The following is a 13,030-nucleotide window of genomic DNA, read 5'->3' as shown; positions in this document are numbered from 1 at the left end:
CCTGACATGACAGAGAGTACGACGACGGTTGGCCCACCTTCTCGCGGAGGAACCGGGCGCGAATTGGCAGCTCATGACTGCAAAAGCGATTCCAAAAGGCAACACCTGCCAGCTCGCGCGAAGGCCGCCTGGCTCTTGGTCGCCGTCGTCGTGCTTGTGCTTGTGCTTGTTTGTACGGCCTCGTTCGCGATCGGGGCAAGGGACATGTCCCTCGAAACTGTGTGGCAAGCCCTCACGCAGTTCAACCCCGACGACGGCAACCATGCGGTCGTCCACACGCGCATTCCACGGACGGTGCTCGGCTTAGTGGCCGGGGCTGCCCTTGGCCTTGCCGGCGCCGCGATGCAGGGAGTCTCCCGCAACCCCTTGGCCGACCCGGGCATCATGGGCGTCAACGCGGGGGCGGCACTGGCCGTGGTCGCCGGGATCTACCTCTTCGGTATCTCAGGGGCCAGTGGCTACATCTGGTTCGCCTTCGTCGGCGCCGCCGCGGCCGCCGTCGTCGTCTATCTGATTGCGTCCATGGGGCGTGACGGTGCGACGCCGGTGAAGCTCGCTTTGGCGGGGGCTGCGCTGAGCGCGGGACTCTATTCCCTGATGAATGTCATCTTGGTTTCGAGCCAGGACACGCTGGACCGCTTCCGGTTCTGGCAGGTAGGTGGAATTGCCGGCAGCGACTGGTCCGTGGTGTTGACCGGGTTGCCGTTCCTGCTGCTTGGGGCATTGATCGTGCTGGGTAGCGGCCGGATCCTCAACAGCCTGGCCCTCGGTGACGACGTTGCCCGCGGGCTCGGCCAGAATGTGGCGCTGGCCAGGGGCTTCACGGCGCTCGGGATCGTGTTGCTCTGCGGATCGGCCACGGCCTTGGCCGGTCCCATCGGATTCGTCGGGCTCGTGGTTCCACACGCGGTGCGTTTCTTTACCGGCCCGGACTACCGCTGGATCCTGCCGTTCTCGATGGTTCTCGCACCGGCCCTCCTCCTGGTTTCGGACGTGATCGGCCGGGTGGTGCTGCTGCCCGGCGAAGTCCCCGCGGGCATCATGACGGCCATCGTCGGTGCTCCCGTCTTCGTGTGGCTCGTCCGCCGGGGCAAGGGGGCCTCGCTGTGAGCGCCTCCCGCCGGAAACTGAACCGGACCGCACTCCTGGGCGCCGGCGTCGTGGTCCTCTTTGCGGTGACCGTGCTCCTGGGCAGCTACACGGTCACCATCCCCGATTTCTTCAGGATCCTCACCGTCCACCTGACGGGCGGCGAGAAGATCCCGGGCGCAAGCTTCATCGTCATGGAAAACAAACTGCCCCGGGCCGTGCTCGGCATCCTGATTGGTGTGGCGTTCGGCCTCTCCGGCGGGCTGTTCCAGACCATGCTCCGCAACCCGCTCGCTAGCCCCGACGTCATCGGCATCAGTTACGGTGCGAGTGCCGCGGCAGTCCTGGCCATCGTCGTGTTCGGCGCGTCTGGTGCCGCTGTGTCTGGTGCAGCGCTGGCTGGTGCGATCGGCGTCGCGCTCGTCATTTACGCCATATCGCGAGGCGGCGGGCGTTCAGGCGGCGGGCGTTCAGGCGGCGGACGCGGCAACGCGGCAGGCAGCCGGCTTATTCTCGCCGGCGTTGGTATCGCCGCCGCATTGGGGGCGGTGGTGAACTTCCTCATGACCCGAGCGGATATCCGGACGGCCTCCGAGGCCCTCATTTGGCTCAACGGTTCCTTGAATTCGGCCAATTGGGAACGGGTGGGCGTCCTCCTGGCCTCCCTCGCGGTGCTTATTCCTGTTTTGGCCCTCCTCGCCGGACCGTTGCGCATGCTCGAACTCGGGGACGACGCTGCGGCCGGACTGGGAATCCGCGTGAACGCCGTACGCTTCGGACTGGTGATCACCGCCGTCGCGCTCGCGGCAGTGGCGACGGCGGCTGCCGGGCCGGTTGCCTTCGTTGCCTTCCTTGCCGGGCCGATCGCTCGGCGGATTGTCGGACGTCCCAGCCTTCCGGCGTCGGCGTTCACGGGCGCCCTCATTGTCCTGGCGGCCGACTACTTCGCGTACAACGTGGCACCCCTGATCCTGAGCGGCACCGTCCTGCCGGTCGGCGTCATTACTGGCGCCCTCGGCGCTCCATTCCTGTTGTGGCTCCTGGTCACCTCCAACCGAAAGGAAGCCTGACATGGCACAACTGAGCGCACGAGGCTTGACGCTCCAATACGAGCAGCGACGGGTGGTCGAAGGATTCTCGACGCAGATCCCCGAAGGCAAAGTGACCATGATCGTGGGTGCCAACGCCTGCGGAAAATCCACGCTTCTACGGGGGTTGTCCAGGCTCCTGAAGCCGAGCGCCGGCGTCGTCACCTTGGATGGCAAGGACATCCACTCCCGCCCGGCCCGCGAACTCGCCCGCACGCTTGGCCTTCTTCCGCAGCACCCCCTTGCCCCTGACGGCATCACGGTCCGCGAACTCGTGGGCCGCGGACGCTATCCGCACCAAGGATTCTTCCGCAGCTGGAGGACGGGTGACCTGTCGGTGCATGATCTCGCCGTTCAGCGCGCGCTCGAAACCACCGCAACGTTGGAGTTGGCTGATCGAAACGTGGACGAACTGTCCGGCGGGCAACGTCAGAGGGTGTGGATCGCCATGGCCCTTGCGCAGGAGACGGACGTCCTGCTCCTCGACGAACCCACCACCTACCTTGACCTGGCACACCAGATGGAGGTGCTGGATATGGTGACCGATCTCAACCGCAGTCGCGGAACCACGGTGGCCATCGTGCTGCACGACCTCAATCTCGCAGCGCGTTACGCGGACCACGTCATCGCGATGAAGGCCGGGGCAATCGTCGCTGAAGGGACCGCGCTGGAAGTGGTCACCGAGGACTTGGTTCGCGACGTTTTCGGCCTGGAGTCCCGGGTGGTTCCAGATCCAATTTCCGGCACCCCGCTCATTCTCCCAATCGGCCGGCACCACACCGCGGCTACCCCAACACCCATCGAATTGGAGTTCGCCTCATGAACGCAGACGCCGTTGCCGCCGTGCGGAACGCAATCACGGAGCCGATGACCCTCGCCTTCGACGTCACCGTCACCGCCGTGGAGGATCTTGGCCCCAATTTCCGCCGCATTACGTTCGGGGGATATTGCCTGCGCGGATTCGGTGTTTCCGGGAACACCCTGGACCTCCGTATCAAACTCATGATTCCCTCGCTCGACGCCGTCGGCCGCCCCCTGCCCTTGCCCGCCTTCAACACGGGCGATGCCGGTTGGTACCAAGAGTGGTTGGCGATGGATCCCGCGGTGCGCGGATCGATGCGGAGCTACACGGTGCGGAACGAGAGGCTCGACGCCGTCTATCCGGAGATCGACGTCGACTTCGTGATGCACTTCGACGACGGCGGTGGGGTCCACGGCGACGGCAGCGGCACCCGGGTCGATGCGGCCGGTCCCGACGTCGACGGCGGTGCGGCCGGCGCGCCCCGGACCGGGCCGGCGTCGGGCAAGTCACGCGGGCCGGCGGCCATCTGGGCGCTCGGCGCGAAACCCGGGGATTCCATCACTATCATCGGCCCCAACAACCGGGCAGCCCACTGCATTACCGCCGAAACATACTCCGGTATCGAGTGGCGTCCTGGCTTGGCGCGGCGGGTCCTCCTTGCCGGCGACGAAACAGCGGTCCCCGCCATCAGCGCGATCTTGGAATCCTTGCCCGTGGGAATCACCGGCCAGGCCTTCCTTGAGGTCCCGGAGGCCGGCGATTTCCAAGACCTCGCCTCAGACGCCGACATCGAAATCACGTGGCTCGCGCGCGGCGCGGCCCTCGGCCGGTCCCGACCCCATGGCGAGTTACTGAAGGAAGCCGTCCGCGGAGCCGTACCGGTCCCGGGGTGGGTGGGCATCATCTCGCTCGACCGCGCCGCCGGCCCCGAGCCCGAAGACGTCAATGTGGACCAGGAAATCTTGTGGGAAACGCCTTTGCGCATGGACACGGCCGCGATCGAAGCGAGCCGCAACCCGGGCCTTCCCACCGGTGCCTTGCCGTTCTACGCCTGGATCGCAGGTGAGGCCGGGGTCATCAAAGAGTTGCGCCGGTACCTGGTCCGGGATGTGGGGATCGACCGGAAACAAGTGGCGTTCATGGGCTACTGGCGCAAGGGGAAATCCGAACTCTAGCTGACCCCCTTCGATGCTCGCTCACATATGTCGTCTTTTTCCCCGACGCTCGCTCACATCAGGTGAGCGAGGGTTCGGCCAAAAGGCCCCATAAATGAGCGAGCGTCGAATTAACCTGGGCTTTGCCGGCGGGCAACCGGGCGGGGCTAGGCTGGCGTGGTGGCTGGGAACGTGCTTCATGCTGACCAGAACGGACGACGGCGGTTTGTTGCCTTGGGCGATTCCTTCACCGAGGGCGTGGGGGACCGGAACGAGGCCCTACCGAACGGCGTCCGGGGCTGGGCCGACCGCGTTGCCGAGAAATTGGCCAAGGCCGAACCTGGCTGGGAATATGCCAACCTTGCAGTCCGGAGCAAACGGCTCCGCCACATCGTCGACGAGCAATTGGACCGGGCCCTTGCCATGGAACCCACGCTCATCACGCTCTATGCCGGCGGCAACGACATCCTGGACTTCGGCACGGACATGGACCTACTCATGGCCGAGTACGAAAGGCTCGTGGCCCGCCTCGCGGCCACGGGAGCCACGTTGGTCTTGTTCACGGGGTACGACGTCAAGGTCTCGGCCGTGCTGGAACCCTTCAAGAAGCGGAACGCCCTCTACAACGAACGCGTCCGCGAACTGGCCGCCAAATACGGGGCCGTGCTGGTGGACTATTGGTGCCTTGACGCCTACCACGACCGCCGGATGTGGGCCTCGGACCGCCTCCACATGTCCAAAGCCGGACACAAATACATGGCGGCGCAGGTACTTGATCACCTCGGCGTCCCGCACAAGTTCTCGCCCAAGGACTGGGAACCACCGCAGCGGCTCAAGTTGCGCGACTGGGAACGTCGTCAGCGCCGCTGGGTGAACGATTGGGTCCTGCCTTTGTTCGGCCGGAAGCTTCGCGGCGTCACACTCGGGGACAGCCTTCGCCCCCGCTGGCCGGAGCCCGTGAAGGTGCCGCGGAAAGCCGGGCTGCGAAAGCTCGCGGAACGCCAAGCAGCCGGGGCGGGCCCAGCCGATGCTGGAAACAGCGCACAACCCAAAGCTCAAAACAACGGGGGGACATGACCATGGCCATGCATACACCGCTGCGATTCGTCGCGGCCGGAGATTCCTTCACCGAAGGCGTCGGCGACACCGACCTTCGCCTTCCCAACGACTGCCGCGGCTGGGCAGACCGCGTCGCCGAGGAACTGGCCAGGCACCGGCCGCAGACCCAGTACGCCAACCTGGCCCTCCGTGGCCGTCGGCTCAGGCAGATCGTGGCTGAACAACTTGAGCCGGCGCTCGCGATGGCTCCCACGTTGGTCAGTTTCCACGCCGGCGGCAACGATCTCCTCGGCGCACGGCTGGACATGCGCATACTGGTCCGTGGATTCGAGGACGCCGTTGCCCGGATCGCACAAAGTGGTGCCCAAGTCCTGCTGTTCACCGAGTACAACGTGCCGCTCTCGCCAGTGTTGGAGCCGCTTAAGCTGCGCACTGCCGTTTTCAACAAACACATCCGGCGCATTTCCGCGGCCTATGGAACACTTCTGGTGGACCATTGGTGCTTCGAAAAGTACCAGGACCGCCGGATGTGGGCTCCGGATCGGCTGCACATGTCCGGCATCGGGCACGAATACATGGCCAAGAAAGTCTTGGAGGTGTTGGGCGCCGCGCACTCACTGGGCTCACCGGTGCTTGGGGCGCTTCAACCGCGGAGCCGCGCCGAGATCATGGCCGACGACGCCGCGTGGCTCAGGCGCGACGTGGCACCGTGGCTTTCGCGCCGTATCAGGGGAGTTTCGAGCGGGGATCACCTGAGCGCCCGCTGGCCGGCCCTTATGCCGGTGGTCTTGCCGGAGCGCCTGGGAACGTCCAAAGTGACTCAATCGGCGAGGCTTTGAAATGCGTCAGCGTCACGCCTGACACCTTCAGACTAGTCCAGCAGGTTTTCGAAACCTGTGGATGCCGTGGTGACCGTGAATTCGATGATCTCGAAGTCGGCTACCCCGTTGACATAGAACGGATCCGTAGCCAGGGAAGCGTCCAGTGTTGCACGGTCGACGTTGGACAACAGCACACCCCCGATGGCTGGAACGCGACGTCCGGACGCAACGAAAGTGCTGGCGTCGAACGCTTCTTTGACCCAATCCATGTGGGCGGGGCGGTGGAAATCGACGATCTCGTCGGGAACTTTGTATGTCAGTGAGACGACGAACATGCCGCCAGCCTACAACGCGGAGGGCGGCCAAAAGGGGCCGCCCTCCTAAACCGCAATGAACTACGGCAGCAGTTTGACCGCGGAGTTCCAGTTGTAGTCGGGGTGGGCTTCGCTGATCTGGAGCGTCATGACGAGCAACTGGAAGGCCTCAAGCTCACGCGAGCGGCGCAGCGGCCCGACGTTCACTGGGCGCAGTCCGGCACCTTTGACGAAGTCGACGACGGCGGCGCTCGCCTCGGCGTCGTCGCCCGCCACCAGTACGTCGAGGGTTTGCCCGTCCACTTCGCCGTCGGCGAGCGTGGCTGCGAAGACGGTGTTGAACGCCTTGACCACCGATGCGCCCGGGACCAGGGCCTGGAGTTCTTCGGCTGCCGAGGTTCCGGCGGGAACGGTGAGGGAATCGAAGGTCTCGAAGTTTACGGGGTTGGAGATGTCCACGATCGTCTTGCCGTTGAGCGCTGAGCCATAGGAAGCAAGGACTGCCTTGGAGGCATCGAACGGGGTGGCCAGCACCACGATGCTGCCTTCCACCGGAGATCCGGTGGTGCCGGAGGTCCCGTTGACCGTCGCGGCAAGCGCAGCGGCAGAACCGGCGTCGCGGCTGAGGATGTGGACGCTCTTGCCTGCCGTGGCCGCGCGGGCCGCAATGCCGGACGCCATGTTGCCGGTGCCGATGATGGTGATGTCAGCCATTGTTGTTTCCTTTGCTTGAGTGCTCATGATTGGTTCGCATTCACTTACTTGAAGCTTCAACTAAAACAATAATGACCTTAAGTTGAAGTGTCAAGCATTGATTTCCTTCTAAGATGAATCCATGACCGAACCGCGCTGGCTCAACGCCGACGAACGCCGTGCCTGGCTGGCCCTCCTGAGCATCAACACTCTGCTGCCCGCAGCCCTGGACACCCAGCTGCAAGCGGCCGGCAAATTGTCGCTGTTCGACTACAACGTGCTCGCCATGCTGTCCGAAGCGGACGGTCGGTTCCTGCCGATGAGTGAGCTTGCCGCCCGCACCAGCGCCTCGCTGTCTAGGTTGTCGCACGTGGTCACCAAGCTGCAGAGACGCGGCTGGGTGGAGCGCGAGGCCCATCCGGGCGATGCACGTGTCACGGTGGCGCACCTGACCGAAGCCGGGATGGAGACCATCGTGTCCCTCGCCCCGGGGCACGTGGATGCCGTCCGCGCCTTGATGTTGGACGCCATGACCGACGACGACGTTGCGGACCTCGCGCGGATCGGCGAGAAGATCGTGGCCCGGCTGGACGACGATCACTGGATCCTGCGCGAGCGCTAAGCCGTTGCGTGCCGGCGACGGGGCGCCGCGCGTGACGGCCGCCCCGCACTGATGAAAGACTGGCGCCATGGATTTTTCTGCCCGGTACGTGGCATTGGGTGACTCGTTCACCGAAGGACTTGGCGACGCCGACCCCTCGCGCCCCAACGGAGTCAGGGGATGGGCGGACCTCGTTGCCCATCAGCTGGCTCGAAGCAACGACAATTTCGGCTACGCCAACCTGGCCATCCGCGGTAAGAAACTCCGGCAAGTCATGGCAGAACAGGTGGACGCCGCCGTCGCGCTTCAACCGACGCTGGTAACCCTGTACGCGGGAGCGAACGACATCTTCCGCCCAAAAGTCGATGTCGACAGGCTCATGGAAGACTACGAGGCCGGTATCGCGAAGCTAAGTGCCACTGGCGCCACGTTGCTTCTCTTTACGGGTTTCGATGCCCGCAGTTCCAAGGTTTTCGGCACCATGCGAGGACGCACCGCGATCTACAACGAGTTGCTGCGGGAAATCGCTGAAAACCACGGTGCGCTGCTGGTGGACTATTGGCGCTTCAGCGAATACCACGACTGGCACATGTGGGCGCAGGACCGGATGCACATGTCCACTGCCGGTCACATCAACATGGCCAACCGCGTGCTGGCCGTCCTGGAGCACGAAGGTTCCCTTGAGGTCCCGCCGCCGGTCACGCAACCCCAGCTTGCGCGGGTGGAAGCTTTGTGGGCCAACGCGCGCTGGGCCCGTGAACACGCCGCCCCGTGGGTCGTCCGCCGCGTTACGGGCAAGTCTTCAGGTGATGGCCTCAGCCCGAAGTATCCGCAGCTCACCCGACCCTAACTGTTCTGGGGAGCGAGGTTTCGAAAGCCGGGTGTGGCGAGCAGTCCGCCGTCGTTCTTCACCGCGAGCACGTCCACGTCCCAGTGGGAGGTCGCCAGCGCTAGGGTCCGGGCGCCCCCAGCCATGATGGCGGTGGCCAGGACATCGGCCGTGATGATGTCGGCCGCTGCCACCGAAACCTGGCGGAATCCCTCGTCCCGCGCAATTTTGAGGCCTGTTGACCAGATGTGGTGGCCGCGTTCGCTGGTTCCGGAGGTCGCCAGCGCGTGCTTGCCCTTGTTGTCGAGCGGAAACGCGGTCAGGAGCGTCGTCCGATCTTCCGGGTCAACAATCCCCGCAAGCCACGGCCGCGCACTGCCCGGCGTCGGCGAACCGTCCACCAGGACGTCCCCGCCCGCATTGAGGCACCAATCCTTCAGGCCCAGAGCGAGCAGCGACGTTCCAGCCTCCCGTATCGCATGTCCCTTGACGATCCCCGCCAAGTCCACGACGCCGTCGGGCCGTTCCGCCGTGAACGCACCTTCCGTGACGGTGCGCCATTCGGCCGCCTCGACATACAGCCGGCGCATGTCCGCCGAGGCGTCCGCCAAGGCCAGTTCGCCCCGTGCCATCGCGCTCGCCTCCGAGTCGGGACGGTAGAGACTAAACGTCCGCTCCAGCCCGTTGAACAAGCGCTCGACGACGGCGGTGGCCGCCTCAAGTTCTTCCACTGCGGCTTGGGGAACCGTCCCCGGAGCAGCTGGGACGGCGAGGCTCACCACGGTGCCCATGCTGGTGAACGTGCGGGAGCGAAGGCGGGGCTCTTTATTGGCCTGCCCGGGCTCATTTGGCTTAGAAGTGGGCTGCATCGAGGGCTGCCTGGAGGGATGTCAGATACGCATCGCTGGTAAAAGTGGCCCCGCCGATGGTCTGCACGTTCGCCGACTGGGCGCTCAGCACCTCGGATCGCAAGAGGGGTGCTGCCCTGGCACTGATCTGAACCGATCGTTGCTCTTGGTCAGTCAGATGCAGGGCTGTGACATCCGTGATCACGCCGGCCTTGATCGTTACCTGGACCTGGACTGTTCCGAAGCGGGTCTCCACTGACGTGCCTGCGTAGGTGCCGCCCGCCTTGGCCGAGGCTCCCAGGGTGGTGCTGGAACTGGAGCCCGTGCCGGTGCTGGAACTGGAGCCCGTGCTGGAACTGGAGGCGGCTCCGGTTCCCGAGGACGATCCGGAAGCGCTGCCCCCGGTGGATCCATTCGCCGTCGAGCCCGTGCCCGAAGTGGTCCCGCCTGTGTTTCCTGTGGCGGAAGTCGTGACCGCCGACGCGTTCGATTCCGCCACATGCGCACCCGACTGCCAGCCGACCAGGAGGATGGCCGCCGACGCTAGCGCCGCTGAAATTCCTGCCCTGAGTCTCACCAGTCAAACCTTTCGTAGTGGAGTTGTTCCTCGCGCACGCCGGACCTTTTTGCCTCGGCCAGCACCTGGCGGGCCCAAGCAGATGGACCGCAAATGTACACATCCGCGTCGGTGATGTCCGGAACGAAGTCCCCCAGCCTCGAGGCGTTAGCAGAAGCGGGCAGCCATGTGCTCTGAGGATTCGCGGACCGTGGGCCGGTCAGATGGAAGAGCGTGGCACCGCGCTTCCGGCACAATTCCAGGATCTCGTCGCCAAGGAATAGCTCTTCGGCGCTGCTGCCGCGCAGCAAGACCGTCGCCTGGCCTGGCGCGAAGGGGGTGGATTCCAGGAGCGCCCGAAGGGGCGTGATCCCGATTCCTGCCCCGATCATCACGACGTGTTCCCGGCTCCGGGCTGCCGTGCTGAAGACCCCGTACGGACCTTCGACGGCAACTTTTGTTCCCGGTTTGAGCGAAGCCAGCCGGGCTGAGCCCGCACCCAAATTCCGGACGGTGATCCGCAAGCCCGGCTGTTGGGCGGACCGCCCGTTTGACCTGCCCGACGGCGGCATGATCGGTTCCGCCGACAGGCTGAACGGATGCGCCTGCCACCACATGCCGGGCGCGAGGAAGCGCCACACGAAGAACCGGCCGCCGTTTCCGGACAATTCGTTCAATCGCAGGCCGCTCATTTCGATGCTGAAGACGCCGGGCGCAAGAGGCACCACGCGGCGCACGGTCAGTTGGTGCCGGTAGGTGGCTATCACCGGCTGGGCAATGCGGAACCATGCCAGCGCCGAGCCTGTTCCTATGTAGAGCAGCAGCCAGTACCAGCGCTGCCAGGTGCCTTCGGCGAACAAGCCGCCCACACTGAACTGGTGCGGAAGGGCTACTGCTACGGCCAAATACGTGAGCAGGTGGACGAAGTACCAGAATTCATAGGGAAAGCGGCGCCGAACAGCCACAAGCGAGGTAACCACAACCGTAATGAACAACGCCATGGATACGAACGCCAGCCACATATCGGGTACCAGGGTCCATAGCGCGACGGCCTCGCTGACGGGATTCAGGCCTTCGGCCATACCGTAGCCGGTCGCCAGGAGAAGTCCGTGCGCCAGCAACAGGTAGAGGGCCGGTTTGCCTAGCTTCCGGTGGAATTCCAACGCCCTGTCATGCCCAACCGCGCCGTCCACAAAAGGCAGGCGTGCCGCGAGCAGAAGCATCAGGAAGACCAGATCCATGCCGGCAAGCCCGGCCAGGATCCCGACGGCGGTGACCGCTTGGGTGAGGTTCCCGACTGACGACATCCCGCCGTCAGCGAGCCACAAAGCCAGCGCCGCTGCAAGGGAAGCCCATAGCGCAATCGTGAGCATGTCCGTCCGGAACATGCGTCGGCGATGTTGCGCAGCGAACCTTCCCTTGGTGGGATTGCGCCTCGTGGGCGCTGGAGGCTGACCCGGGGACGTACCCACACGTTGGCCTGGGGAGGCGAGGAGTTGTGACTTCATGTCTCAAGATTGAACTCTCAACCTTTCGTTCTCCTGTGAGGGGGCTAGCCTCCGCTTATGATTTGGGTGACCGCTTTGCCCTGGGTTCTTATACACCCGATTGGTCTTAATTTCCCCCAGCCCCTAGACTTATTAGGCGCTAGGTGGCGCGGAGCGTGTGCAATTGCTCCGGTTGGCGGTGACTGTTGGTAACAACGGGATATCCGCGGGCCGGTAGTTAGGGGCTCAAGTTGCGTGCATTCCAGTATTCGCCCAGTATTCCGGCCTGTTGTCCGGACCCACTACCTTCGCCGCAGCGGTGATCATTGGCTGGTTTCAGTCGAGAGATACAGCCCTGCGGGAACTACCGAAAACGGTGTGGACTGGTTGCGGACGTCGCCTATTGCACGGGAAGCAGGAACTCTGCTGGCCGTTTCATTTTATTTTTAGGAGAGTCGTCATGGCAGCAAACTGCCAGGTGACCGGAGCCGAGCCGGGCTTTGGACACAGCATTTCGCACTCGCACCGCCGCAACAAGCGTCGGTTCGACCCCAACATCCAGAAGAAGCGCTACTGGGTTCCGTCCCTGCGCCGTAATGTCACGCTGACTCTGTCGGCCAAGGGCATCAAGACCATCGACGTTCGCGGCATCGACGCAGTCGTCGCCGAAGTTCTGGCTCGTGGGGTGAAGCTCTAGTGGCAAAAGACAAGGACGTACGTCCGATCATCAAGCTGAAGTCGACTGCGGGAACGGGTTACACCTACGTAACCCGCAAGAACCGTCGTAACGACCCGGACCGTCTGGTCCTGAAGAAGTACGACCCCAAGATCCGCCAGCACGTCGAATTCCGAGAGGAGCGCTAAACATGGCTAAGAAGTCCAAGATTGCTCGCAACGAGCAGCGCAAGGTCATCGTTGAGCGTTACGCTGCCAAGCGTCTCGAACTGAAGAAGACCCTGGTTGACGCCAACGCGACTGACGAAGCACGCGAAGAGGCTCGCCTCGGCCTGCAGAAGCTGCCCCGCAACGCCTCCCCGATCCGTCTGCGTAACCGCGACATCATCGACGGCCGCCCGCGCGGTACCTTCCAGAAGTTCGGTATCTCCCGTGTTCGCTTCCGCGACATGGCTCACCGTGGTGAGCTCCCGGGCATCACCAAGTCTTCCTGGTAATCCAGAAGCACTAGAAGGGCCGGCAACTGTTTGGTTGCCGGCCCTTCTTGCGTTTAACTGTTGCTTCCGATTAAGTGGTGCAGCACACAACGCCGAATTGCGACGACGACGGCTTCTTTTTGCGCGGAACCGGCTGTTTCGCCCCGGATTGCCGAGGTTCTTGCTCGCCTGAAGGTGAATTTGCGTGGGGTGTTGGGGGTGTGTAGAGTAGTTCGAGTCGCCGCCGCTGATGCGGAAAAATTGCGGCAGACTCCCTTTCAAATGGAAACCAATTTCTTGGTTCGCTTTTGTGTGTTCCGGTGTGGTTTCCGGGGGGTCGCGGATGTTGTTTTGTCCGGTGCGGTTCCCGGGTTCGGGAGTTGTGCGGATGGGGCGGGTCTGGTAAGTTAGTGAAGTTGCTCCGGAGCGATCTTGGACCGTTTGGTTTGGGTGGTGCCGGGTGTGTCTGTTGTTTGAGAACTCAATAGTGTGCCAAGTTTGTTGATACCGATTTGTTTTTATGAATTGGTTGATTTTG

16 protein-coding genes are annotated in these 13,030 nt (G+C 63.8%); 11 read left to right on the top strand and 5 right to left on the bottom strand.

The features are described 5' to 3' along the window. Nucleotides 1–6: 6 nt before the first annotated feature. The 6 genes from NFJ07_RS18530 to NFJ07_RS18505 all read left to right on the top strand — a co-directional run bounded on the left by NFJ07_RS18530 (nt 7) and on the right by NFJ07_RS18505 (nt 6,031). Nucleotides 7–1,110 (top strand): FecCD family ABC transporter permease, encoded by a 1,104-nt coding sequence (locus NFJ07_RS18530; RefSeq protein WP_269996578.1) that lies wholly within the window; start codon nt 7–9, stop codon nt 1,108–1,110. Continuing rightward, nucleotides 1,107–2,159: a FecCD family ABC transporter permease gene (locus tag NFJ07_RS18525; protein WP_269996576.1), complete on the top strand. Its 1,053-nt coding sequence runs from the start codon at nt 1,107–1,109 to the stop codon at nt 2,157–2,159. Before NFJ07_RS18530 ends, NFJ07_RS18525 begins: the two co-directional genes overlap by 4 nt. 1 nt (nt 2,160) lies before the next feature. Beyond that, nucleotides 2,161–3,000 (top strand): ABC transporter ATP-binding protein, encoded by an 840-nt coding sequence (locus NFJ07_RS18520; RefSeq protein ID WP_269996574.1) that lies wholly within the window; start codon nt 2,161–2,163, stop codon nt 2,998–3,000. Next, complete coding sequence (locus NFJ07_RS18515; RefSeq protein ID WP_269996572.1) at nt 2,997–4,154, top strand: siderophore-interacting protein; 1,158 nt, start codon at nt 2,997–2,999, stop codon at nt 4,152–4,154. Before NFJ07_RS18520 ends, NFJ07_RS18515 begins: the two co-directional genes overlap by 4 nt. Before the next feature lie 159 nt (nt 4,155–4,313). Further along, nucleotides 4,314–5,210 (top strand): SGNH/GDSL hydrolase family protein, encoded by an 897-nt coding sequence (locus NFJ07_RS18510; protein WP_269996570.1) that lies wholly within the window; start codon nt 4,314–4,316, stop codon nt 5,208–5,210. A 2-nt stretch (nt 5,211–5,212) separates the two neighbouring features. After that, entirely contained in the window at nt 5,213–6,031 is an 819-nt protein-coding gene (locus NFJ07_RS18505; RefSeq protein ID WP_333482071.1) for an SGNH/GDSL hydrolase family protein, read from the top strand. 32 nt (nt 6,032–6,063) lie between these two features. On the opposite strand, the gene NFJ07_RS18500 is transcribed toward NFJ07_RS18505, so the two are convergent. Together NFJ07_RS18500 and NFJ07_RS18495 are read right to left on the bottom strand one after the other, a co-directional pair. Further along, complete coding sequence (locus NFJ07_RS18500; protein WP_269996568.1) at nt 6,064–6,348, bottom strand: YciI family protein; 285 nt, start codon at nt 6,346–6,348, stop codon at nt 6,064–6,066. A 60-nt stretch (nt 6,349–6,408) separates the two neighbouring features. Beyond that, the gene (locus NFJ07_RS18495) at nt 6,409–7,041 is read right to left on the bottom strand and encodes an NADPH-dependent F420 reductase (RefSeq protein ID WP_269996565.1); all 633 of its coding nucleotides are present in this window, start codon (nt 7,039–7,041) and stop codon (nt 6,409–6,411) included. A 121-nt stretch (nt 7,042–7,162) separates the two neighbouring features. Here NFJ07_RS18495 and NFJ07_RS18490 point away from each other — a divergent pair, with 121 nt between their 5' ends. Next, complete coding sequence (locus tag NFJ07_RS18490) at nt 7,163–7,642, top strand: MarR family winged helix-turn-helix transcriptional regulator (RefSeq protein ID WP_269996563.1); 480 nt, start codon at nt 7,163–7,165, stop codon at nt 7,640–7,642. 67 nt (nt 7,643–7,709) lie between these two features. Then, a complete protein-coding gene (locus NFJ07_RS18485; protein WP_269996561.1) occupies nt 7,710–8,471 on the top strand; it encodes an SGNH/GDSL hydrolase family protein in 762 nt (253 codons plus the stop codon). On the opposite strand, the gene NFJ07_RS18480 is transcribed toward NFJ07_RS18485, so the two are convergent. The 3 genes from NFJ07_RS18480 to NFJ07_RS18470 all read right to left on the bottom strand — a co-directional run bounded on the left by NFJ07_RS18480 (nt 8,468) and on the right by NFJ07_RS18470 (nt 11,362). Further along, the gene (locus NFJ07_RS18480) at nt 8,468–9,241 is read right to left on the bottom strand and encodes an FAD:protein FMN transferase (protein ID WP_269996747.1); all 774 of its coding nucleotides are present in this window, start codon (nt 9,239–9,241) and stop codon (nt 8,468–8,470) included. The genes NFJ07_RS18485 and NFJ07_RS18480 overlap by 4 nt on opposite strands. 61 nt (nt 9,242–9,302) lie before the next feature. Further along, nucleotides 9,303–9,875 (bottom strand): FMN-binding protein, encoded by a 573-nt coding sequence (locus NFJ07_RS18475; protein ID WP_269996559.1) that lies wholly within the window; start codon nt 9,873–9,875, stop codon nt 9,303–9,305. Further along, on the bottom strand, nt 9,872–11,362 hold the full coding sequence (locus NFJ07_RS18470; protein WP_269996557.1) for a ferredoxin reductase family protein: 1,491 nt from the start codon (nt 11,360–11,362) through the stop codon (nt 9,872–9,874). The genes NFJ07_RS18475 and NFJ07_RS18470 overlap by 4 nt, the downstream gene beginning before the upstream one ends. A gap of 439 nt (nt 11,363–11,801) precedes the next feature. Between NFJ07_RS18470 and rpmB the strand changes: the two genes are divergently transcribed. The 3 genes from rpmB to rpsN are packed head-to-tail and all read left to right on the top strand — an operon-like array spanning nt 11,802 to nt 12,513. Then, nucleotides 11,802–12,038, top strand: a complete 237-nt coding sequence (rpmB, locus tag NFJ07_RS18465; protein WP_078107326.1) for a 50S ribosomal protein L28 — start codon at nt 11,802–11,804, stop codon at nt 12,036–12,038. Further along, entirely contained in the window at nt 12,038–12,205 is a 168-nt protein-coding gene (gene rpmG, locus NFJ07_RS18460; protein ID WP_003798558.1) for a 50S ribosomal protein L33, read from the top strand. The genes rpmB and rpmG overlap by 1 nt, the downstream gene beginning before the upstream one ends. 2 nt (nt 12,206–12,207) lie before the next feature. Beyond that, the gene (gene rpsN / locus NFJ07_RS18455; RefSeq protein ID WP_028267656.1) at nt 12,208–12,513 is read left to right on the top strand and encodes a 30S ribosomal protein S14; all 306 of its coding nucleotides are present in this window, start codon (nt 12,208–12,210) and stop codon (nt 12,511–12,513) included. The last annotated feature ends 517 nt before the right edge of the window (nt 12,514–13,030 follow it).

Origin of the sequence: Arthrobacter sp. B2a2-09 (genome assembly GCF_027587375.1) — a bacterium.
Taxonomy (GTDB): Bacteria; Actinomycetota; Actinomycetes; order Actinomycetales; family Micrococcaceae; genus Arthrobacter.
Note: the sequence above shows the minus strand (reverse complement) of the source record. Positions and strands in the feature narration are given on the sequence as shown.